The 23,635-nt window shown below is 42.7% G+C and carries 16 protein-coding genes and 1 tRNA gene; 4 read left to right on the top strand and 13 right to left on the bottom strand.

Features of this window, described 5'->3' with window-relative positions:
• Nucleotides 1–204: 204 nt before the first annotated feature.
• The 6 genes from ftsH3 to H6G41_RS07030 all read right to left on the bottom strand — a co-directional run bounded on the left by ftsH3 (nucleotide 205) and on the right by H6G41_RS07030 (nucleotide 8,295).
• Complete coding sequence (gene ftsH3, locus H6G41_RS07055; protein WP_190744915.1) at nucleotides 205–2,043, bottom strand: ATP-dependent zinc metalloprotease FtsH3; 1,839 nt, start codon at nucleotides 2,041–2,043, stop codon at nucleotides 205–207.
• Nucleotides 2,044–2,123: 80 nt separating this feature from the next.
• Entirely contained in the window at nucleotides 2,124–2,945 is an 822-nt protein-coding gene (locus H6G41_RS07050) for an aminotransferase class IV (protein ID WP_308796090.1), read from the bottom strand.
• A gap of 116 nt (nucleotides 2,946–3,061) precedes the next feature.
• Entirely contained in the window at nucleotides 3,062–3,847 is a 786-nt protein-coding gene (locus H6G41_RS07045) for a hypothetical protein (RefSeq protein ID WP_190744913.1), read from the bottom strand.
• 289 nt (nucleotides 3,848–4,136) lie between these two features.
• Nucleotides 4,137–5,357, bottom strand: coding sequence for an acetate kinase (locus tag H6G41_RS07040; RefSeq protein ID WP_190744911.1), 1,221 nt, complete (start codon nucleotides 5,355–5,357; stop codon nucleotides 4,137–4,139).
• A complete protein-coding gene (locus tag H6G41_RS07035; protein WP_190744909.1) occupies nucleotides 5,354–6,037 on the bottom strand; it encodes an N-acetylmannosamine-6-phosphate 2-epimerase in 684 nt (227 codons plus the stop codon). Before H6G41_RS07035 ends, H6G41_RS07040 begins: the two co-directional genes overlap by 4 nt.
• Nucleotides 6,038–6,171: 134 nt before the next feature.
• Complete coding sequence (locus tag H6G41_RS07030) at nucleotides 6,172–8,295, bottom strand: GAF domain-containing sensor histidine kinase (protein WP_190744907.1); 2,124 nt, start codon at nucleotides 8,293–8,295, stop codon at nucleotides 6,172–6,174.
• An 86-nt stretch (nucleotides 8,296–8,381) separates the two neighbouring features.
• Here H6G41_RS07030 and cobN point away from each other — a divergent pair, with 86 nt between their 5' ends.
• Together cobN and H6G41_RS07020 are read left to right on the top strand one after the other, a co-directional pair.
• On the top strand, nucleotides 8,382–12,236 hold the full coding sequence (gene cobN / locus H6G41_RS07025; protein WP_190744905.1) for a cobaltochelatase subunit CobN: 3,855 nt from the start codon (nucleotides 8,382–8,384) through the stop codon (nucleotides 12,234–12,236).
• 20 nt (nucleotides 12,237–12,256) lie between these two features.
• Entirely contained in the window at nucleotides 12,257–13,438 is a 1,182-nt protein-coding gene (locus tag H6G41_RS07020; protein ID WP_190744903.1) for a peptidoglycan-binding protein, read from the top strand.
• 126 nt (nucleotides 13,439–13,564) lie between these two features.
• Here H6G41_RS07020 and H6G41_RS07015 read toward each other — a convergent pair whose 3' ends face one another.
• From H6G41_RS07015 to lipA, 5 genes are all read right to left on the bottom strand, one after another.
• A complete protein-coding gene (locus tag H6G41_RS07015; RefSeq protein WP_086687924.1) occupies nucleotides 13,565–14,020 on the bottom strand; it encodes a Fur family transcriptional regulator in 456 nt (151 codons plus the stop codon).
• 24 nt (nucleotides 14,021–14,044) lie between these two features.
• Complete coding sequence (locus tag H6G41_RS07010; RefSeq protein ID WP_190744901.1) at nucleotides 14,045–14,236, bottom strand: hypothetical protein; 192 nt, start codon at nucleotides 14,234–14,236, stop codon at nucleotides 14,045–14,047.
• A gap of 257 nt (nucleotides 14,237–14,493) precedes the next feature.
• Nucleotides 14,494–15,744: an RNA polymerase sigma factor SigC gene (gene sigC, locus H6G41_RS07005; protein ID WP_190744898.1), complete on the bottom strand. Its 1,251-nt coding sequence runs from the start codon at nucleotides 15,742–15,744 to the stop codon at nucleotides 14,494–14,496.
• An 853-nt stretch (nucleotides 15,745–16,597) separates the two neighbouring features.
• Nucleotides 16,598–17,524 carry an NAD(P)H-dependent glycerol-3-phosphate dehydrogenase gene (locus H6G41_RS07000; RefSeq protein WP_190744896.1) on the bottom strand — a complete coding sequence of 309 codons (927 nt, stop codon included), beginning with the start codon at nucleotides 17,522–17,524 and terminating at the stop codon, nucleotides 16,598–16,600.
• Nucleotides 17,525–17,593: 69 nt separating this feature from the next.
• On the bottom strand, nucleotides 17,594–18,472 hold the full coding sequence (gene lipA, locus H6G41_RS06995) for a lipoyl synthase (RefSeq protein ID WP_190744894.1): 879 nt from the start codon (nucleotides 18,470–18,472) through the stop codon (nucleotides 17,594–17,596).
• A gap of 248 nt (nucleotides 18,473–18,720) precedes the next feature.
• Between lipA and H6G41_RS06990 the strand changes: the two genes are divergently transcribed.
• Nucleotides 18,721–18,794, top strand: a tRNA-Pro gene (locus H6G41_RS06990).
• A gap of 897 nt (nucleotides 18,795–19,691) precedes the next feature.
• A complete protein-coding gene (locus H6G41_RS06985; RefSeq protein WP_190744892.1) occupies nucleotides 19,692–21,863 on the top strand; it encodes a DEAD/DEAH box helicase in 2,172 nt (723 codons plus the stop codon).
• Between the two features lie 122 nt (nucleotides 21,864–21,985).
• Here H6G41_RS06985 and H6G41_RS06980 read toward each other — a convergent pair whose 3' ends face one another.
• Complete coding sequence (locus H6G41_RS06980; protein WP_190744890.1) at nucleotides 21,986–22,249, bottom strand: hypothetical protein; 264 nt, start codon at nucleotides 22,247–22,249, stop codon at nucleotides 21,986–21,988.
• Between the two features lie 315 nt (nucleotides 22,250–22,564).
• Nucleotides 22,565–23,605, bottom strand: a complete 1,041-nt coding sequence (locus tag H6G41_RS06975; protein ID WP_190745104.1) for a WD40 repeat domain-containing protein — start codon at nucleotides 23,603–23,605, stop codon at nucleotides 22,565–22,567.
• Nucleotides 23,606–23,635 lie beyond the last annotated feature (30 nt).

Raw genomic sequence — 23,635 nt, 5'->3', positions numbered from 1 at the left:
CTTGTATGGGTTTGAATGTTACTTTAGATTGCAGTTTAATATTAGTAATTAATTTTGAACCGCAGAGGCGCAGAGGGCACAGAGAAATTAGAGTTTGGAAACTATATTGAAAGGGGTGGTTATAGTAAATTGTAAAAAATCAGGGTAACTCTGGTATTTCCAGCATTACCCCGATTTTAAATATTAAATTTTCGCCAAAACTGCTTATGCAAAAGCAGCAGTTTTCACATCGTTATTTGCAAGAATTTCTTGCAATTCATCAGCATCTACTGTTTCTTTATCAACCAGCATTTGCGCGATTTGATCGAGGATGTGGTGGTTGTTAACTAACACTTCTTTGGCGCGAGTGTAAGCTACATCTACCAGTTTGCGAACTTCTTCGTCAATTGCGGCAGCAGTTTCTTCGGAGAAATCACGCTCTGACATGATGTCGCGACCGAGGAACATGTTACCTTGTTGGCGACCAAGGGCGACGGGGCCGAGTTTGTCGCTCATCCCGAAGCGTGTCACCATTTGACGCGCTACTCTGGCTACTTGTTGCAGGTCATTGGAAGCACCGGTGGTAACTTCTTCTTCGCCAAAGATTAATTCTTCTGCAATCCGACCGCCTAAAGCTACGGCCATTTGATTTTCTAGATAAGCGCGGCTGTATAAGCCAGTATCCATCCGGTCTTCGCTTGGGGTAAACCAAGTTAAACCACCAGCACGACCGCGAGGAATAATGCTAATCTTTTGTACTGGGTCATAGTCTGGCATTAAAGCACCAACTAAGGCGTGACCGGCTTCGTGATATGCAACCAAGGTTTTGCGCTTTTCGCTCATTACTCGGTCTTTCTTCTCTGGGCCAGCTAATACGCGGTCGATGGCGTCGTTGATTTCATCCATCGAGATTTCGGTTAAATTACGCCGTGCGGCTAAGATTGCGGCTTCGTTTAACAGGTTAGATAAATCTGCACCGGTGAAACCAGGGGTACGACGAGCAATTCTATCTAAGTCTACGTCTTTGGCTAAGGTCTTACCACGAGCGTGAACTTTGAGGATTTCGCTACGTCCAGCATAATCGGGACGGTCTACAACTACTTGACGGTCAAAGCGACCGGGACGCAATAAAGCTGCGTCTAGTACGTCGGGACGGTTGGTAGCAGCAATAATGATGATACCGGTGTTACCTTCAAAACCATCCATTTCGGTGAGTAGCTGGTTGAGGGTTTGTTCGCGTTCGTCGTTACCACCGCCTAAACCTGCACCCCGTTGACGACCAACTGCGTCAATTTCATCGATGAAGACGATACAGGGAGCGTTAGATTTAGCTTGCTCGAACAAGTCACGGACGCGGGACGCACCGACACCTACGAACATTTCCACGAACTCAGAGCCGGAGATGGAGAAGAAGGGTACACCAGCTTCACCAGCCACAGCACGAGCTAGGAGGGTTTTACCTGTTCCGGGAGGGCCTACTAGCAATACACCTTTAGGAATTTTGGCACCAACTGCGGTAAAGCGATCGGCGTTTTTAAGAAAGTCTACAACTTCATTTAATTCCAGTTTGGCTTGGTCAATCCCAGCGACATCACCAAATGTGACTTGGGTTTGGGGTTCCATTTGCACTCTGGCTTTGGATTTACCAAAGTTCATTGCTTGGCTACCGGGGCCGCTTTGGGCACGGCGTAGCAGGAAGAATAAGCCAACTAGAAGCAATACTGGGAAAAATAAGCTACTGAGTGCCTTAAACCAAAATCCTTCGTCGGTTTGCGGCAATACAGAAATATCAACGCCTTTTGCAGTAAGAGTATTAATTAAGTCAGGGTCATTAACTAGGGTGACGACTTTTTTGTTACCGTCTCTGGATGTAACCAATGCAGTAGAACGGTCTGCGCTTAAACTGACTTTATCTATTCTGCCTTTTTCAACTTCTTGAATAAACTGGCTGTAGCGTAATGGCTCTCTGCTTTGTGGTTGTTTGTCAAAGAATGCTGTGCCTAAGGCAATTACAACTATAAACAGCAGCGCATACAGCCCTGCATTTCTCCATCTTTTATTCACTGAGGTAAATCCTCCTAATATTTTTGGTGCGATCGCGTAACGTCTCTAACAGAGAGGGCATTTTTAAGAATTATGTTAACTTATCTTAACGTATACCAAAATGGTGACGTTGTCATGCTAAAAAAACTCCGGAGAATTTGCAAACTTTGATGGTGTGGATCATATTCTAACGATCCTTGAGGCTGTTGAACGGTATGGATCGGGATGATTTCCATGACGCTGTTGCTATAGGCGATCGCTTCAAATCCGGAAACTAAATCCATTGTCCAAGGTTCCTCTTTCACATCTTGTTGCTGGTATTGCAGCCATTTAATTAGCTGCGCTCTCATAATTCCTGGTAAAATTCCCACTGCTAAAGGCGGTGTCCACCAACAACCGTCTCGCCATCCCCACAGGTTACCTGTGCTGGTTTCTAGCCAATTTCCCGCCTCATCGACTAAAATCGCTTCTTGAGCGGCTAATTGCTGGCTGTTAGTTTTGGCTAACCATGCACTCAAGTAGTTACCTGTTTTATGAGCAGGAAGACTACGAGCTAGTTCTATACTAGCAACAGCGCATACTACCCCATCGGTTTGCTTTGCTGTTAAATCTGCTGGTAACAATCTCCCTATAATCCACTCCCTACCATCGGGGAACAGGGTAATTCTGAGACTGGGAAAATCTTTAAGTAATATTTCTGCACCTTGACGTATCCTGTGCCAATCTGGTTCTGGCCAATTAAAAGTTTTAATGGAGAACAACAAGCGATCGCAGTGTAACCGCCAGTGAGTCAAGTTGCTATCGAGGGAGTTCTCATAAACCCGCATGGTTGTAAAAATTGTTGCCCCATACAGTAATCCCGGATCGTTAATGTTTAATTCTAGGGATTGGGACTCGATTAATTTACCGTTGTACCAATAAATTACGCTCACCTCCATCACGGAGTATGGGAAGTTATGGAGGATGTTGACCGTTGACTGTTGACTGTTGACTGTTGACTGTTAATTTTTAACAACTGACAACTGACCATTGACCAATTCTAATCTTTTGACGGCATAATAATTTTGTTACCTTGTGGAGTAGCAATTACCTTACCGCCTAAAGCTTCAATTTCTTTAATTGCTCTTTTACGAGTTTTTTCGTCTACATCGTTATTTAATACCATTATCCATGTATTTATTCTAGCAAGTTTACTATCAGGATTACGGCTTAAGAATTTAGCGGTTCTTCGCGAAATATTAGCTATAAATTTACTTTCTTCATCTGTCAACTGACTCGCCCAATCAGCACTTTTCCTAAAAGAATTGGCAGCATTTTGCGAATCACCTAAAAATAATAATTCATCTATGCCTTTATAACGCCATACATAATAAGACTTTTCGGGAACTTTAGGAGCTAAATATTTTAAACCCTTCTCCATCAATTCTATAGAGCGTTCTGGCAATCCTGCATACATAGAAGTACTTGTAGATAAACCTAAATAAGCAGCTAAAAATTTAGGATCTTGTGCAAGAATTACCTCAAAATATTCTGGGCTAAAACTGTAGCCAGTTTTCTCACGAGCTTCGTCGTCACCAAAGTATTCTAAAAAATTGATATATACCCAGTTGGCAATTAAGTTACCATAGCCAAAATTAGGAGTTTGTTTCAGAAAATTAAGTTGGATGCTTTCTGATTTCAGTTCTGCTTCTATAGTTTCTACAGAAGCAGTTTCTTGAGTAGTTAATAGTTTTTGTAGTTGAGGATATTGCATTAAGCCAACTCCTAACATACACAAACAAACTGTTAAAGATTTAGTAATGGTATGACGGTATGATGCTAACATGATGCTTTATTGACCTTTGTTGCTGCAACTTATTGTTGTGTATTGATAATTACAGCACAGCAAAAATAAACAGCCAAGGGAGGATTTGCTGATCACAGAAGGCAAAAGGCAGTCTTGATGAAAAAATTTTCATTACCATGCATGAAAGAAGGACAAGGAGGACAAGGAATTTTAGATTTTAGATTTTAGATTTTGGATTCTAATCTAAATCTAAAATCCAAAATCCAAAATCCAAAATTGAATTGCCCAATGTCCTATGCCCCATGCCCATTTTAAAGCTAGTCTTGAATTACGAATTATGCAAAATTTGCCAACATTGTTGCGCGATCGCCCAATCTTCTTGAGTATGGATGACTAATACTCGTACTTTTGATTCTGGGGTAGCAATATCAATATCTACAGGGTCGTTTTGATTTTTTTCTGGGTCGATTTTTACACCTAAAAATCCCAAAGCGTCGGATACAGCTTGACGAATTCCGGGGGACTTTTCACCGACACCGGCGGTGAAGACTAAAACATCTAATCCCCCTAAACCAGGTAACATGGAACCAATGCCAGAACACAAGCGATGTACGTAAATATCCCAAGCGAGTTGGGCGCGGTAGTTACCTTGAGCGATCGCAGTTATAACTTCCCGTAAATCGCTGGATACCCCAGAAATACCACGTAAACCAGAAGCTTTATTTAAAACATAATCTAAGCTTTCGGCAGAGCAATTAGATTGTCGTAGCAGGTGAATGAGTATCCCCGGATCGATGGAACCGGAACGACTACCCATCATCAGCCCATCTAAGGGTGTGAAGCCCATTGTGGTGTCAATACTACGACCATCTTTAATTGCAGCTAAAGAACAGCCGTTACCTAAATGACAATTGATTAATCGCAGGGATGCTAAATCTTTACCCAAGATGTCAGCCGCCCTTTGAGCGCAGTATTGGTGGCTAATACCATGAAACCCATAGCGACGAATACCTTGTTCTACCCACTCATAGGGGCCGGGATAGATAGCTGCGGCATCAGGTATTGTGGCATGAAATCCGGTATCAAATACTGCCACTTGTTTAACTGCGCCTAAGTTTTTTTCTATGGCTTCTATGCCTTCCACGGCGGCGGGATTGTGGGCTGGGGCTAGGGTAGCTAATTGAGCGATCGCATTTTTCACATCTTCCGTAATTAATGTACTATTACGGTAATCTTGCCCCCCATGTACTACACGATGACCAACAACATCAATTTCTGAAAGTTGACCAATTACCTTAGTTGCACCACGAGTCAGAGAATAAAGCATGTAGGCAACATGGGCCTGGCGAGAATCTGCATAAATTGATTCTTGCAACGTTTCGCCCGTAGCAGTTTTTACCTGAATTTCTGCGACTCCTCGGTCTTGTGTCCAGTTAACTTTGCCTTCCCAGAGTGGTTGAGGTGCTTCCTTGGGTAAAGTTTCATCAGTAATGTCATATAGACAACTTTTTTGACTACTAGATCCGGCATTTAGTACAAGTATTTTCATAATTCTTCCAAATTCAGCGCTGATTGATAGGCTCTGACTTGAATATCAATCCCAGTAATAGCAGTGCCAACAACAACAGCATCAGCCCCTAAATCTAAGGCTTGACGAGCCATTTGGGGTGAAGCGATACCACCTTCACAAATCACGGGAATATTTAGCTGTTCTACCATCTGGCTCAGGAGTTCCCAACCAGGAGGCGTCAAATGTTTGGTTGTAGCTGTGTAACCAAAAAGAGTAGTTCCCACAATATCTGCTCCAGCATCTGCTGCTGCTTTTGCCGCCTCAATTGTATCGACATCTGCCATAACTGGCTTATTTAATTCCTGATGAATTCGGGAAATTATTGCCGCTAGTTGTTCGCCACCAGGGCGGCTTCTGATTGTGGCATCAATAGCAATAATATCAGCGCCAGCTTCTGCCACAGCTACAGCATGGTGAAACTGTGGCGTAATATACACATCATAGCCAGCGATAACTTGCTTCCATAGCCCAATAATCGGTGCTTGCACAGCTGCACGCACAACGCTAATGTGACTTGGTGTATCTATGCGTACACCGACAGCGCCATTATTTACAGCAGCTTGTGCCATTGCCGCAATAACTAACGGTTGATGCAATGGGGAATCAACAGGGGCTTGACAGGAAACGATTAATCCTTTTGGGCATTGGGCATTGGGCATTGGGCAATTCAATTTTGGATTTTGGATTTTGGATTTTAAATTTAGATTAGAATCCAAAATCTAAAATCTAAAATCTAAAATTCCTTGTCCTCCTTGTCCCCCTGCTCCCTGTCCCCTGCCTCCTTCCGTCATCCTCAAGGCTTCAAAACCTTAATCGGCTGTGCGGGTATCCACACGGTAAAAATTGAACCGATGCCTACGGTGGATTCTACTTCGATTCGCCCGCGATGCAGTTCTACAAGTTGTTTGGTTAAAGCTAAACCTAATCCTGTGCCTTCATAGCGGCGACGATAGGGGGTATCGAGTTGCTGAAATTTTTCAAATAGTAGTGGCAATTGTTCTTCAGGAATGCCTATACCTGTATCTTCTACTTGAAAAATAGCGGTATCTTCTTCTACCCAAAGCCGCAGGGTGACGTTGCCACCTTTAGGGGTAAATTTAATGGCATTCGTCAATAAATTGCAGATAATTTGCTCGATTCTGGTAGGATCGGCGGTGAAGCGATCGCGTCTGGGATCGATTTGTAAATCTAGCGTTAAATGCAGCTGTTCAATTGCAGCTTTCTCTTCCAACCCCTTGAGGGTAGTTTCTGCAATATCTTTTAAGGAAAATTCTGTAATATTTAAAACTGTTTTCCCTGCCTCAATTTGTGATAAATCGAGGATGTCATTGATCATTTCTAATAAATGTTCGCCACTGTCATGGATGGTTTGTAAATAATCCCGTTGACGTTGGCTCAATTCGCCTATCGGCCAGCGTAACAGCGTTGAGGACATACCAATTACATAAGTTAAAGGCGTGAGTAATTCATGGCTAATAGTGGCGAGAAATTCATTTCTGAGACGACTAGCGGCTTCGGCGGCGAGTAAAGCATCTCTTAGGGCGACGGTACGCTCAACTACGCGCTGTTCTAAAGTATGTTTTTCTTGAGTCAGCGATCGCATTAATTCTGATTGATGAATAGCGATCGCTAATTGTTCAGCAATGGAAGTTAATAACTTTGTTTCACTTTCCGTCCATTCCCTGGGACTATAACATTGATGAGCAATCAGCAACCCCCAAAGTTTTTCTTCAAACATAATTGGGGCAGCTAACTTAGCTCTTACCTTAACTTCCCTTAAAAAAGTTAATAAACACTCTTCTAAAGCATAAGTTTTTTCTACATCATCCACCGCCAAAGTAAAGCCTTGACGATACTTCTCCCAACAACGGGAATTGCGCAAAAAGCACATTTCTTCCCTATAATTCAACACTGAGGGAATTGCATCTGTGGCTCTGACTTCATAAACAATACAACCCCCATGCGCTTGGTAATATTGTGATGAGGGTTGGGGGCTGACTGAGTTTGGGGGTGAGTATTGCCCATTTAGTGAATTTGGTGGATCTGCGCATTCAGTAACAAACTTTGTGCCCACATTCGCGCCATTTAAGGCAGTATTATCAAATGGATTTTGTAAACTTGTACTTCGCGAATCGTCAAATTTATAAATTACTAATCTGTCTAATTCCAGAAATTCCCGCACTTGGGTAACAGCTGTTGCCATGATCACTGATAAATCCAAGCTGCGGCGAATTTGGTTAGTCACCTGATTTAACAGCCGTTCTTGGGAAATCTGTTTTTTTAGAGCATCTTCTACAGGCTGACAGATTAAAAGACTTGAATAATCGGGAGTCGTTGCTACCTCTACCACCTGATTTATTTGTGGCACGAGAGATTCTAACAGCAACAGGCTAAATTGACTCTGGAGCGTACTATTATTAATAGGCGGAATTTGACTGTAGCGTTCCAGATTTTGGTAAGTATGGGAATCTGCTGCAAATAAATCTCGCAATTTCGTCAAAAAAGCTGCGATCGCCTCGGAATTAAATGTCAAGCTAGTAGTTAATTCTGCTGCGTCCTGATGATTGTAGCCGCTTCTAGAGTTCCATGTAGAAGCCATCTGCTCAGATTTTTCAGAGTTGGGTAAACCCTCAGTAGGATTTTCCCCCATTGTCGAAATTAATCTTGAGGAGTTAATCGCTTTGTCTGTCTGAACGTCATACCCCACCAAAAGCGCACTAAACTGCTCAGAAACGAGTAATGTAAACCGTTGTTCCTGCCAATCAGCAGGTACGCGCACCCTAGCTAACACAGCTTCTGTCACCAACAAAGCTGCGCTTTCCATTGCTTGAGCCATCTGCTGTAACAATTCCCCAAGCTGGTTAAATGTATCTGAGGGTAAGGTTTGGGAGAAGCTCAAATCAGGAGAACTAGGCATGTTGAAGGGTTTAGTGAGGGGCTGGCGGCTGGGCTAAAAGGTTTTCTTGTATTGTAATCAACAGTTAAAGACGGTAATAGAGAATTATGCATCGTATAAGTGCCACACCCGGAGGTTGGAATCAGTCAGAAGACTTGATTTTTATAGAACAAACTCCAGCTCCCTTTGTATTTATTACGGCTGCTGATACCGACATTCAAACTCTGGCAGCTGCGGTTCCTAAACTACCTGCAACATTCCCTGCTTTAAGAGTCGCCAACTTATTGCAGTTACAGCAACAAATTAGTATAGACACTTACGGTGAGCAAGTTTTGGAACTTACCCAGGTGATAATTTTACGCCTATTAGGAGGACGTGCCTATTGGGCTTACGGCTTAGAAGTAGTACAAGAAATTGTTCAACGTAATAATATCACCCTCATTGTAATGCCAGGAGACGATGCTTTTGATCCCCTGTTAATTTCTCAGTCTAACGTGCCTTTAGATATTGTTAACCAAGTATGGCAATACTTTAACCAAGGTGGTGTAGATAATTTTGTCAATGCTCTCAAGTTTATTGCTGATAATTGTTTATCAACTTCATTTCATCCTTCCGCACCACAGTTAGTCCCCCGTATTGGGTTGTATGAATGGACGAGGGGACAAAGGGAAGGGGGACAAGGGAGACAAGGAGAGAATAGCAATACCCAATGCTCAATGCCCAATGCCCCATGCCCAATACCCAATGCCCAATGCCCCATGCCCAAAGTCGGCATTCTCTTCTATCGCGCGCATTATTTGGCAGGAAATACCAAAGTAATTGATGCTTTATGTGAAGCATTAGTACAGAAAAATTTACAACCTGTACCAGTTTTTGTATCTTCATTGCGCGAACGGGATATTCAAGTTGAGTTAAGCGAGTTTTTCCAGCCCAAAGACTCACAACAAATTGCCCTACTACTAAATACCACTAGTTTCTCTCTAGCGCGCTTGGAGACAGAAACTCCCCAGATTGAATTATGGGAGAAATTAGATGTACCAGTGTTACAAGTTATTCTCAGTGGCGGATCGATTGAGCAGTGGAAATCACAGTTATCAGGACTTTCTCCCCGCGATATTGCCATGAATGTGGCGCTACCGGAAGTAGATGGGCGGATAATTAGCCGTGCTGTCTCTTTTAAAACTATACAAACGCGAAATCAAGATTTAGAAACAGATGTGGTAGTTTATGAACCAGTAAGCGATCGCATTGAATTTGTCTGTCAACTCGCCGCTAATTGGGTACGTCTCCGTTGCAAACCACCCCAAGAACGCCGCATTGCTCTAATTATCGCCAATTACCCCAACCGTGACGGACGCCTTGCTAATGGTGTCGGCTTAGATACTCCGGCTAGTTGTATCGAAATTCTCCAAGCCTTGCAGTTAGCTGGCTATCATGTTGAAAATTTACCTGCTGATAGCGATGAATTAATTCAAAGTCTCACCTCTGGCGTCACCAACGATCCAGAAGGTAAAGATTGGCGTCCAATTGCTCAAAGTCTTGGTACAGAAGAGTATCAAAATTATTTTGCTACATTACCAGAGCCAATACAACAAGGCATTTCTCAACGCTGGGGGGAAGGGGGACAACTTGTACAGACAAGGGTTATCGCGTCTCTGCCCCATGCCCAATTCCCAATTCCCGGCATCCAACTTGGTAACATCTTTGTAGGCATTCAGCCAGCACGAGGTTACGATCTCGATCCGAGTTTGAGTTATCATGCACCAGATTTGGAACCTACCCACGCTTATCTAGCTTTTTATTATTGGGTACGGGAATCTTTTGCGGCGGATGCTGTGGTGCATGTGGGAAAACATGGCAATCTTGAATGGCTTCCCGGTAAAAGTCTCGCTTTATCCAGTAATTGCTATCCAGAAGTTGCTTTAGGCGCAATGCCTCATTTATACCCGTTTATTGTTAACGATCCGGGGGAAGGTTCCCAAGCAAAACGGCGATCGCAAGCGGTGATTATTGACCATTTAACACCACCAATGACCCGTGCAGAACTTTATGGTTCGCTGCAAAAATTAGAGAATTTAATTGATGAATATTACGAAGCGGAAAGTTTAGATCCGGTGCGATTACCCATGATTCGCGATCGCATCCGCGAACTGATGCTTGAAGAAAATTTACATCAAGATTTAGGAATTAACAATGAGCAAGATATCTTAAATTTAGAAAATTTAATTTTAAACACCATCAATGGTTATCTGTGCGAACTCAAAGAAGCGCAAATTCGCGACGGATTGCACATTTTTGGGCAATGTCCCCAAGGGCGACAGTTACGCGATTTAATAGTAGCGATCGCGCGCATTCCTAATCGTTATTCCATTGGTATCACTCGCGCCTTAGCTCAAGATTGGGGTTTAGATTTCGATCCTCTGACAGCAGATTTGTCAATGGTCAATAGTCAATGGTCAATAGTCAATGGCAAAAAATGTTACACTCTTGGCGATGTTGTAGAAGTTTTAGAAGAACAAGCTGCTTTTTTAGTCGAACAACTCATAAATAATCCCTCAATACCCACCACTAATAACTCAGAACTCAACAACGTTCTCAACTGGATATCCGTCAAACTCTTCCCAGCTTTGCAACAAACACAGCAAGAAATTAGCAACTTGCTACGGGGACTCGATGGTAAATATGTGCAAAGCGCTGCATCTGGCGCACCTACACGCGGACGCCCGGAAGTCTTACCCACAGGTAAAAACTTTTACTCAGTCGATATTCGTGCCTTACCCACCGAAATAGCCTGGGATATAGGCAGGAGAGCCGCCGAAACTCTAATTGAGCGTTACACCCAAGATAATGGGGAGTATCCCAAAACACTAGCTTTATCTGTATGGGGTACTTCTACCATGCGCACAGGAGGCGATGATATTGCCGAAGCTTTAGCATTATTAGGCGTACAACCTGTCTGGGATGGCGCAGCTAGGCGCGTAGTCGATTTTGAAATTTTACCACTGTCAGTTTTAGGCAGACCGCGTGTAGATGTCACCTTAAGAATTTCGGGATTTTTCCGAGATGCTTTTCCGAATTTGATTGATTTATTTGACTCAGCCGTACAAGCAGTAGTCGCATTAAATGAAGCACCAGAGGAAAACCCCCTCGCTCATCAAGTTCGCCAAGATACTGATTTTTGGACAGAGCAAGGTTTAACTTCAGAGGAAGCATTTTTGCGATCGCGTTATCGAATTTTTGGTTCTAAACCAGGTGCTTACGGTGCAGGATTACAAGGCTTAATTGAATCGCAAAATTGGACAGATGACAACGATTTAGCACGCGCTTATATTAACTGGAGTTCTTACGCTTATTCGGTCGGTGAACGTAGTCAAACCGCAGATCCCATTGCTGCGCCGGAAGCCTTCAAGCAACGCTTAATGCAAACACAAGTTGTCTTACACAACCAAGATAACCGCGAACATGACTTGCTCGATTCTGATGATTATTACCAATTTCAGGGGGGTTTAACAGCCGCAGTGCGATCGCTTCAAGGAAAGAATCCCCAAACTTATTTTGGCGATAATTCGATTACGGCTCAACCACGAGTCCGCCTGCTCAAAGAAGAAATTGCTAGAGTATATCGCTCTCGTGTAATTAATCCCAAATGGATTGACGGTATGATGCGTCATGGCTATAAAGGAGCCTTTGAAATGGCGGCGACAATGGATTTTTTGTTTGCCTATGATGCCACAACTCAATGTGTGGAAGACTATATGTATCAGGGCATATTACAAGCGTATTTACTCGATCCGATTGTGTCAGAGTTTATTTACAAAAAAAATCCTTGGGCATTGCGTGATATTGCTGAGAGATTATTAGAATCATATCAGCGCGGTTTATGGCAGGATGTAAATATACAAACATTAGAAACTTTGCGCAACCTTGTACATCAAGCTGAAGCAGCGATAGAAGAAAAATAAGTGGTGTAGGAACTTATAATATGGACAACCTAGCGTATTTCCATTCAGCTTTTGCTTACGAAGACAGCGAACCCAGCGAATTGGTTTCCCTGAGCGCCCTGTTGAACACAGCAGCAACACTAGACTGGAAACGACTGTCTGGTAAGGCTTGGAGGTATATGTTACCTCTAGCCTTAAGTTTATCTATTCTCAGTGCTGTTAGTAGCGTTATGGCACTTGAACGAGGCGATCAAGGCCCTTCTGTCAGGAATCTCCAACAACAGTTGAAAACAGTAGGCTTTTATCAAGCTCCCATAACTCAAATTTACGACTTCCCAACAGAAGATGCTGTGCGGCGGTTTCAAAAAGCAGCAGGTTTACCAGTAAATGGTGTTGTGGGAACCAGCACGCTGCAAAAATTACAAACCTGGCGTCCTCGTGCTGTAAATGCAACAACTACACAGCCAAGAAGAAATACTAACCAAGCGCCTAAGCCGACTGTGGTTAGAACACAAACTACCAAGCCCGCTACTAGAAGTACAACAGCAAAGAGAACTGCTATAGCTACAGCATCAACTAGTAAGCGTAGCAATGCAAATTACCTGTCTCGAGGTGATGAAGGTGAAAGTGTAAGAGTTCTGCAAGAACGGTTGCGTGTTGCGGGATTTTACTACGGTAACGCCACAGGGTTATTTGGCCCCATTACCGAAGAAGCAGTCAAGCGATTCCAACAAGCTTATAACTTAGATGCTGATGGGATTGTCGGCCCCGCAACCCTGAGAAGACTACCACCAGTAGGTGTGGGTGGTGTTAATGATACTCCCAAAGCTGTGGTCGAGCGCGATAATCTGCGTATGGGCGATCGCGGCGAAGCAGTTCGAGTTCTGCAAGCACATTTGATTAAAGCAGGATACTTACAGGGAGAACCCAATGGCTATTACGGCCCTAATACCGCAGATGCTGTGCGCCGATTTCAAGCGGCTAATTATTTAGCCGCCAGTGGCGTGGCCGGCCCGACTACCAGAGCTAAGTTACATAACTCAGTGACTAATACTTCTAAGAGTGAGTTTAGTGTTTTAGAAATTCAACGGCGACTACAAGAAAAAGGTTTTTACAAAGGTGAACTCAACGGTGTAATGGCTGAAGATACCAAAAAAGCCATTAAGCAAGCTCAAGAATTTTACGGGATCAGTCTCAAGGATGTTAGGAGCGGACGCTTTTAGCATCCGCACAAACATTGATGCAAATATCCCCAACTATTTGCTACCTCCGATAACAGTGAACAATCAACTGCTCAAAAGCCATCTTGTGTTAGTTTGAGACGAATCGTTTGTTATCTCACCTCAGTTTTACAAAGGCATTAGTGCTCTTTGGCACTTGGGACAGACAGCATGGATAGTTAGCTGACAATCAAGAAGATGGAAACCTTCTTTTTGAGCAGTTTTCGCACCAATTTTGAGAATAGAGTCATTTTTAAACTCAATGGTACTGTTACATCTGACACAGATGAGGTGATGGTGGTGATGGGGGTAAGGTTGATTAAGTTCGTAATGCTTATGACCTTCTCCCAGTTCTAATTCCCGCAAAATCCCCATTCTGGCCATCAACTTTAAAGTCCGGTAAATAGTTGACAGACTTATTCCTTCACCGTCAGTCTCTAGCCGATGGTAAAGATCTTCGGCACTGAGGTGTTCGCCTTGCGGAAGCTCTTGAAAAATGTGTAGAATTGTTTCTCGTTGGGGAGTTAAACGCCAACCGCGATCGTTTAACTCTGCTTTGAGTGAAGTAGATGTGTAAACAGTCATACTAATTTTTCTCAACAAAGCCTATTAGTTGAGAATATAGCAAATATTTTGAGGAATTTGCAACAACTGTTGCTTATTGCGAATAATTATTAAAGCCTGAAGAATAATCATAAAATTCGGAAAAATCTGGAATATATAGATGATCCCCGCTAGCAAAGCATCTTGACGGTAGAGCCTGCACAATTCTCGTCTACCTAAGTGAAAATAATTTGCCATAAACTAACTAAAGTGAGATTTTGGCAACGGGGATCTAGCAACTCGATGACTGATGAGTTCGTAGTGAGTTAGCAAATTCTTGGGGTTTCCACGCCACTGGCTTTGGGCTAGAAAACCTGTCCAACACAGCGGCTCTTTGTTAGTCACAAAGCCGCATTGACCAGAAAATCAGCATAAAGCGTGGTTAACAATCCAGGAACAGGACTAAAGTCCTGACTACGAACCTAATTGTTCATCAGCATTAATGACATAGACTACTAGCTAAGAGACTCCAAGTAGTCGCGGATCAAATTACGTCGTTTGGGTTGGCGCAGTTTTTGTAAAGCCTTAGATTCAATTTGCCGTACTCGTTCGCGAGATAAATCTAAAGCGCGACCAATTTCCGCTAAAGAGTAAGGATGACCATCTGCCAAACCAAACCGCATGAGAATGACATCACGTTCGCGGCTAGTCAAATCGGACAACAGATGTTGCAAGTCTCTTTGTAAAGATTCTCGCATTAACAATTCTTCAGGAGTAACACTATCAGTTTCGAGTAATTCGCCTAATTCTGTGTCTTTATCTTTACCAACTTTAGTTTCCAAAGAAACGGAGCGAGGAACCCGTAACAAAACTTCTCTGACTTGAGTTGGGGTCATTTCTAACTCCACTGCCAAGTCTTCTAATGTGGGAGTACGACCTTTTTCTTGGGCAATTTTGCGTTGGGCTTTTTTGATTTTGTTCAGTTTTTCAGTAATATGAACAGGAAGGCGAATTGTTCGGCTAGAAGTAGCGATCGCTCTGGTAATACCTTGACGAATCCACCAGTAAGCATAGGTACTAAAGCGATAACCCTTAGTTGGGTCAAATTTCTCGACAGCTCGCTCTAAGCCTAATGTGCCTTCTTGGACTAGATCCAACAATTCCAAGCCGCGATTTTGATACTTCTTAGCAACAGACACAACCAAGCGCAGATTGGCTTTGATCATGTGTTCTTTAGACTGGAGTCCTTGGGATTGAATTTGCTCCAGTTCTTCCACAGTCATTTTGGCAATTTCTGCCCAACGACGCTTACCTTCTGACAAAATTGGCTTCAAATCAGAAACATTCACACCTGCTGTATTAGCCCATCTTTCCAAAGAAGGGCGATGTCCTAATTCTGATGCTAAACGTTCCTGAACTTCAATTAAGCGCAAATAAGGCTCAATTACTGCATCTCCTTGCTTAGCAGCATTAGCAAGCACTATCCGCATCCGCAAGTAGCGCTGGACTTTTTGCGCTTCTGAAACTTCTTCGTCTCGGCCTAACAACCGAACCCGACCAATTTCCTGAAGATATAAGCGTACTAAATCTGTACTTCTACGGTTGGTGTTAGCAGCGAAATGAGCGGTATCGACAGAAGCCAATTCTAAATCCTGCAAATCATCTACAGCTAACTCATTGTCGTCAACCGTGAGTTCTCGATCCAAGATTTGCTGGGATTTTGGGGTGTTGTAGGGGGCATCTGCGTAAAAAGATGTTGCTGGCATAGATCGTCTCAATGGCTCCAGGTAACAATAGATTACGGTCAGCTAAAAATTACGGTCAGCTAATTAACTGTTGCTATTGTTCCCGTGATTCAGGGTGAACTAACACGGTTGAGGGTGACATTACGGTTTTTTTTAAAAAAATCTTAAAAAAAACTGGAATGGTAATTTTTTAAACATGACTACGGAAATAGTCGGCTGCTGTAGCTCTTTCATTGAACCAATAGCTATTCACTTCTACAGCTAACCTTTAAGCTTTGAAACAGCTGTTCAACATTTCAATTTTGATGGGACTTGACTGTTACAAATGTAACGTGGTATAAACATATTTCAGTAAAAATCATGTTCATGATCGGTATAGTCATATCTACACGGGGATAGAAGTGCTATCCTGACAATTTGCTAATTTTTCTCTAGGGAATATTTGGTAAGTGGGGAAAGTAATTGTCTTGGTCAGTGCGCTAGTAGTAACGCTGAAGTGCTAATACCAAGGTATGACGTTGCATATTCTCGCTATTGGTCTTAGATGCTGAATTTTCCAAGAGATTAAGGATTTGCAACTAGGGATAAAGTACTGGGAAATAGCGCTAAATTGGCACTAGCACCCAAATGTACACATCCTCGAAAATACAAATATTGGTTGTCAGTTGTTAGTTGTTAGTTGTCAGTTGTCAGTTGTGAAGACGACAATAGCTTGACCGAGTAGGAGTTATATCTCGACTTCGCAGTTAATTGCAGTCAACACTTCGACAAACTCAGTGATCGCAGTCAACAGTCAGTAGGGGCGGGTTTATGGGAGATCTTCATGAATCAGTGAGGATATTTGTGAACCCGCCCGTACAACCGTCAACAGTTTTTAGTGATACTCGGGCTTCATGTCTCGCAGCATCAATTCATCAAGAGCTTGTTGGGGTGTGAGTTCACCTTGAAGTAAACGGTAAACTTGCTCGGTAATGGGAACAGGAATATTTTGCTGTCTAGCTCTTTGGATCAATACGAGACAAGTATTGACACCTTCAGCAGTTCCTTGTAGGTGAGTAAGAATTTCTGTTAATGTTTTGCCAACTGCTAACTGATAACCAACTTGATAATTGCGGCTTAAAGAACTATTACAGGTGGCTAGTAAATCTCCTAAACCGGATAAACCATAGAATGTTTCTGGCTTTGCACCCCAGAATGTACCGATGCGTACCATTTCTGTAAGTCCACGGGTAACTAAGCCTGCTTTAGCATTGGTTCCTAGTTGTAAACCGTCGCAGACACCAGCTGCGATCGCAATTACATTTTTCAGTGTTCCCCCTAATTCCACTCCCACAGGATCGGGATTGGTATATACGCGAAAACGATTAGAAGAAAACACCAGCTGCACAGTTTCCGCCGCCGTAGCAATAGTACTAGCTACAACTGTTGCAGCAGGTAATTCCATTTCAATTTCTTTCGATAAATTCGGCCCCGAAAGGACAACTACTGGATGATGAGGGAAAGCTGTTTGCCAAATTTGCGACGGCGTACAGGTTGTTTCTGGCTCTAAACCTTTCGTCGCCGTCACAAAAATTGCATCGGGAGAAATGGGGAAAGACTGGACTTGCATCACCACTTCTCTGACACCTTTCATGGAGATCGCAGATAAGATGATATCAGCATCTTGTAGCACTGCTGCTAAACTTAGGGTTCCCCACCGCGACCATAGACGCACCTGATGACCATTCGCCGCAGCCAAATTTGCTAGTGCTTGACCCCAAGCACCTGCGCCTAAAATTGCTACGGTTTTGTCAATAGTCATTGGTTAGTCAGTTGTCAGTTGTCAGTTGTCAAGGCTCAATGGTTAATCTGTCTCCCTTGCTCATTTTCTTTATCCGCGACTCCGGGGGTAAAGTTCCATGAGTTGGCGCACTTGTTCTGCGTGATAGGAACTTCTGGTTAAGGGGGAAGAAACTACTTGCAGAAATCCCAGTTCTTCGCCGTAGGCTTGCCAAGCAGCAAATTGTTCTGGGGTGATAAAGTTATCAACTTTCAAGTGTTTTTGGCTAGGTTGGAGGTATTGCCCAATGGTCAAGATATCACAATCTACAGCACGTAAGTCTTGCATAACTTGACGAACTTCGGCATCAGTTTCACCGAGTCCCACCATGATCCCAGATTTAGTGTAGATCCAAGGCGCTATTTGCCGCGATCGCTTGAGTAATTCCATTGTGCGATCGTAGTTACCTTGGGGACGCACGCGGCGATATAAACGGGGGATGGTTTCTGTGTTGTGGTTTAATACCTCCGGTGCAGCTTGGACAATGATCTCCAACGCATTCCAATTGCCGCACAAATCAGGAATTAACACCTCAATTGTCGTATGCGGTGAGACAGCACGAACTGCGGCGATACAATCCACAAACTGAGACGCACCACCATCTGGTAAATCATCGCGGTTTACAGAGGTAATCACCACATGATTTAGTTTCAGACGACGAACAGCTTCTGCCAATCGTTCCGGTTCTGTGGGGTCTAAAGGCTTGGGCTTTTTCTCAAAATCTATATCGCAGTAGGGACAGGCACGGGTACAAGCTGGCCCCATAATCAAAAACGTAGCGGTTCCAGCTTGAAAACATTCACCAATATTCGGACAGGACGCTTCCTCACAAACCGTATTGAGCGCTAAATCCCGCAAAATTTCTTTAACGTTACCGACGCGCTCCCACTGAGGCGCTTTCACCCGCAACCAGTCTGGTTTTACAGCCACAATCCGTTTTCACTACTATATATATACAGAGTTATGTTAGCAAGGTTGGGCGAGTTTGGATTTTGATTTTTGAACAAATCCAGTATGAGTATATGGCGGTGACGAATTGCCTAGGTCTCAGGAGCTAGGAATTAAGGTGAATTGGCAATCCTGATGGCAGGCGATCGCATTTTCTCAACTCAAGTTAGCTTGACTATACATTTATAACTATTAATGATATTATAACTTAAATGATGGGCTTATTATGCCGGGATGTAGCGCAGCTTGGTAGCGCACTTCGTTCGGGACGAAGGGGCCGCTGGTTCGAATCCAGTCATCCCGATTTGTACTGTCGATTAACTAATTATCTGTCGTCGTTAACAAATTATTGTCGTTATTAACGATTTAATTGTCGCTTTAACGAATTCTTGTCGTCGATTTACTCTAGACATCCGTTAACAAATTAATGTCGGCGAGAGGTTGAGTTGACTCAACCACATCTCTAATATACTCACAAGTGTTGGGATATTCCCGAACAAAGTGCGCCTTTCAAGCCTCTCAAAAAAATTGAATGCTTCAAATATTCTTCTTAATCCACTCCTAGCGAGAATGGTTGTTGAAACATCAAGCAAAACGTCAGTTAATGTCTTGCTATCTTTCAACCCACCCCTAGCGGGAATGATTGTTGAAACCCATTCAAACAGACAACAACAACTTTGAATTCAACTTTCAACCCACCCTTAGCGGGAATCGTTGTTGAAACCTTCCTCAAAGGGGAATCTGGTTCGCGATGGCATATCTTTCAACCCACCCCTAGTGTCAGTTAACTAATTATTTTTCGTCATTTTTCTAGCCAGGTTTCAAACTCTGGGTGCTTTCCTACCTGTACCAATAATTGGACAACTTACAGAAATTAGCCGCGTAATTGATGCCGACTTCAACTGTTGGAGTTGAAATATCATACCGTTCGTGATGCTGTGGCAGAACTAGGAAGCGTTGCAACTATCAGTCAAGTATTTATCGGGTTTCAGCGGTATTTGTATTCACAGGACAAAACAGCTTAATTGGGCAGATCATTATAATTAAGCACCTCAGTTAGGTAATTAACTCAAAGCTACATAAATATAGCTAAAAACAGCGATCGCTTCTTACCATCTCTATGGTGAGGTAAATGAATGCTGTGAATGCGATCGCTCTAAAACCCCCAATATCCTGAAATTACGCCACTTCTACAAAATTTATGACGAATGATATCTTCTACCGCCTTGCACCTTTTATCCAAGAATATATTTATCATCATAACTGGACTGAATTACGCCCAGCACAAATAGCCGCTTGTCAAGTTATCTTTGATACTGATGCTCATTTACTAGTGGCTGCGGCGACAGCTGCGGGAAAAACGGAAGCTGCATTTTTACCTGTGGTGACTCGATTGTATGAAAATCCTACTAATACTATAGGTGCGCTATATATCGGCCCCATCAAAGCTTTAATTAACGATCAATTTGAACGCCTTAATGGGTTACTCAAAGCCGCAGATATTCCAGTATGGCATTGGCACGGTGATGTATCTCAAAATCAGAAAAATAAGTTATTAAAAAACCCCAAAGGCGTTTTGCAAATTACGCCAGAATCTTTAGAAAGTTTATTAGTAAATAAACATCATGACTTAATCCGCTTATTTGGTGAATTACGCTTTGTTGTCATTGATGAAATTCACGCTTTCATGGGGTCAGAACGCGGATGTCAAATCATTTGTCAATTGCAGCGGTTAGCAAACATCACCCAAACCCAACCCCGGCGCATTGGTTTATCAGCTACCCTTGGTGATTATTCAATGGCGGAAGATTGGTTACGTTCGGGAACGGATAAGTCAGTAATTACGCCAAAAATTGAGTCGGGAAAACGCCAAGTTAAATTAGCTGTGGAACATTTTTATCTCAACGATGAAGTTGATGAAATTGAGGTCACACAATATGATAGATATTTATTTAATCTCAGCAAATCGCGCAAATGTTTGATATTTGGTAATAACCGCACGCAAACGGAATCTGTAATTGCGTCTTTAAGAAGAATTGCTGCTGAACAATCATTACCAGATATTTATCATGTACATCATGGTAGTATTTCAGCAAGTCTGCGCCAAGTAGCGGAAAACGCAATGCGCGAACCGAATAATCCAGCAGTGACAGCAGCTACTTTAACTCTAGAATTAGGTATAGATATTGGTCATTTAGAAAGGGTAATTCAGTTAGAATCACCGCTTTCTGTAGCGAGTTTTTTACAAAGATTAGGACGGACGGGGAGAAGAGGGGAAGCGGCTGATATGCGCTTTGTCTGTGCGGAAACTCAACCTGGATTAGACGCACCTTTAGCAGAACAAATTCCTTGGCAATTATTGCAATCTATTGCGATTATTCAACTTTATGTAGAAGAACGTTGGATTGAACCGATTAAGCCTGTGAAATATCCTTTTAGTTTGCTATATCAGCAGACAATGAGTATTTTAGCAGCAACGGGAGAACTTTCACCTGCGGCTTTAGCAAAACAAGTTTTTAGTCTTCCACCATTTGCAGCAATTTCTCAGGAAGATTTTAGATTATTGCTGAGATATTTAATTGATATTGACCATATTCAAAAAACCGAAACTGGTAAATTAATTATTGGCTTGACTGGGGAACGTATCGTAGGAAAGTTTCAATTTTATGCTGTCTTTGCTGATAGCCAAGAATATGTAGTTAAGCAAGGTGCAACAGAAATTGGAAGTATTGTCAAACCGCCAATTGTGGGGAATTTATTCGCCTTAGCTGGAAGAACATGGGAAGTGACAGAAATTGACTTTAAGAAAAGGGCGATTTCTGTGAAGCAAGTAGAGGGTAAGGCGAGTATTTATTGGCGTGGTGGTGGGGGAATCATTCACACGAAAGTTTTGCAAAAGATGCGGCAAGTTTTACTAGAAGATTTAGAATATAGCTATTTACAGCCTAAAGCTTTGCAATGTTTGCGCAAAGTGCGTCAGTTAACTAGAGATGCTGGGTTAGATAAACAAAATATAGTTGTTTTAGGTAAAGGTAAATGTTGTATTTTCCCTTGGATGGGAACTTTAGCTTTCCGGACTTTGGAAAGATGGCTCAATTCTTGCTGTCGAGAGTCTTTAGAAATTAAAAGTATTGGTGGTAGCAGTCCTTATTATTTAACAGTTAAATTGGGTAAGGATAAAGTTGATTACTTGGGTAAGGAAATTGCGGCTTTGGCTGAAGAAAGAATTATTCCTGAGTATTTGGTAAGTGAATCTGAAGCGCCAGAATTACACAAATATGATGAATATATTCCTCACCCACTATTACGCAAAGCTTTTGTCAGTGATTATTTAGATATAGAGGAATTAAAACAGCAAGTGGTGCAATGGTGAAATAATTATTGTAGTCAGGACTTTACCCACATTTTTCACAACCTGTAGGGGCGGGTTTATAGATAGATTCAATCATTCACAACTATCTCGCTTAACCCGCCCCTACGACCTCTGGATGACAATTAAAAGGGTAATTGACCTTGAAGTAAATGAAATTTAGATTTAACGCAAGTAGCGCAACTACAACCCAGTTGATCCATGATGGGATTTGATTCAGATGTTAATTTTGGGGCGATTAATTCATGATTTGGTTGTGCGGATGCTACCATAACAATTTCTGTATCTGGTGCAGAGTTTATACTGACTGCATATGCGGGATTGGTGATGAATAGCACAGATGCGACAAAAGCAGGACAAGCAAGTAAAATCAATTTGAGTATTTTCATAGTTCACAAATAAAGACTGCTAGCGATACAGCATAGCCAATAAATTGACTACGTTCAACCGCGATTACTGAGATTAATGACTGGTAAATTTCTCAATAAGTGCCCAGTATCACTGATTATTGTACAGTAAAGGGCGGGGAGACCCCGCCCCTACGAATGCATCTGTTTATCTCTGCGTTCTCTGTGCTTCTGTGGTTAAATCAAAGCGGCTTTGTTGGGTTTCGCTATCGTTCTACCCAACCTACACCTAAATTGGTAAAACTTTTGAAAAATAAGGGTTTGAGATTTTTATTTGGCGAGAGTGATTAAAAAGGGTTAATCTGGTGATACTTTTGACCAAATTAGTAATTCTCCTTGTTCGCCACCTGCGGCAATATACTGACCTCGTGGGTGCCAAGCGAGACAGGAAAATCCTGCTGATGCACCTGTAAGAATTTGGCTGACTTCTTGGGCGTTGTGCCACAAACACAGCCAGCCGTCAGCAGCAGCAGAAGCTAGTAAAAAGCTTTGGGGTGCAAAAGCGATCGCATTTATTACTTCTACATGATTAGTTAAAACTCTAGCTTCCCAGCCTAAGGAATCATCTTCTAGCTTTTCCCAAACTACAATACCTTCAACGCTGGATGATGCTAAAATCGGTGCGCCTAAGGGAGTGGTAGCTTCTGACCATGCTAATTGACGAATTTTACCAGGGAACCCGCGCATCACCCAAGGGTCGGGGTTTCCCCATTCCAAAACGGTGACGCTACGATCCATGTTCCCAGAACCGAGAAATCTGCCATCGGGAGACCATGCCATAGCTACACTGACTGTCGGCATGGATAATATATATGGTTCATCATCCCAGTCTTGGGTGTGCCAAATCTTCACTCCTTGATAACCGCTAATGGCTAAGTATTGCCCATCCCTACGCCAGTCAATACCCAAAACTGAGGAGTTATCAAAGTTTAAGGTGACAACAATATCATTAGTATCTGCATCCCACACTTGGACATAACGCCCCAAACTAAAAGCTAGTTGATTACTAGTATGATTCCAAGCTAGTTTATCAACCCATGCTGGGGCATTATCTAAAGTGGCAATTAATTCGTCGCCTTGCCAAATTTTTACCTGTCCATCTTGTCCTGCGATCGCTAAAAATTTACCATCAGGTGAAAAAGCTAAGCAATCTACAGATTTCCCATAACCAGCCTGTAAGTTTACTAAATTATCTTCATTCCAGAGTATGACTTCCCCGGCTGCTGAAGTTGCAGCTAGGGTATTACCATCAGTTGACCAAGCGATCGCAGTTACATAATCTGAAAGTAACCCGGAAGAAAATTCTGTAAATTCTTGGGCTTTGGTGGTGGAGTTCATGGAACAGGGGGACGGTTGACTGTTGACTGT

Origin of the sequence: Tolypothrix sp. FACHB-123, from assembly GCF_014697075.1 — a bacterium.
GTDB lineage: Bacteria > Cyanobacteriota > Cyanobacteriia > Cyanobacteriales > Nostocaceae > Aulosira.
Note: the sequence above shows the minus strand (reverse complement) of the source record. Positions and strands in the feature narration are given on the sequence as shown.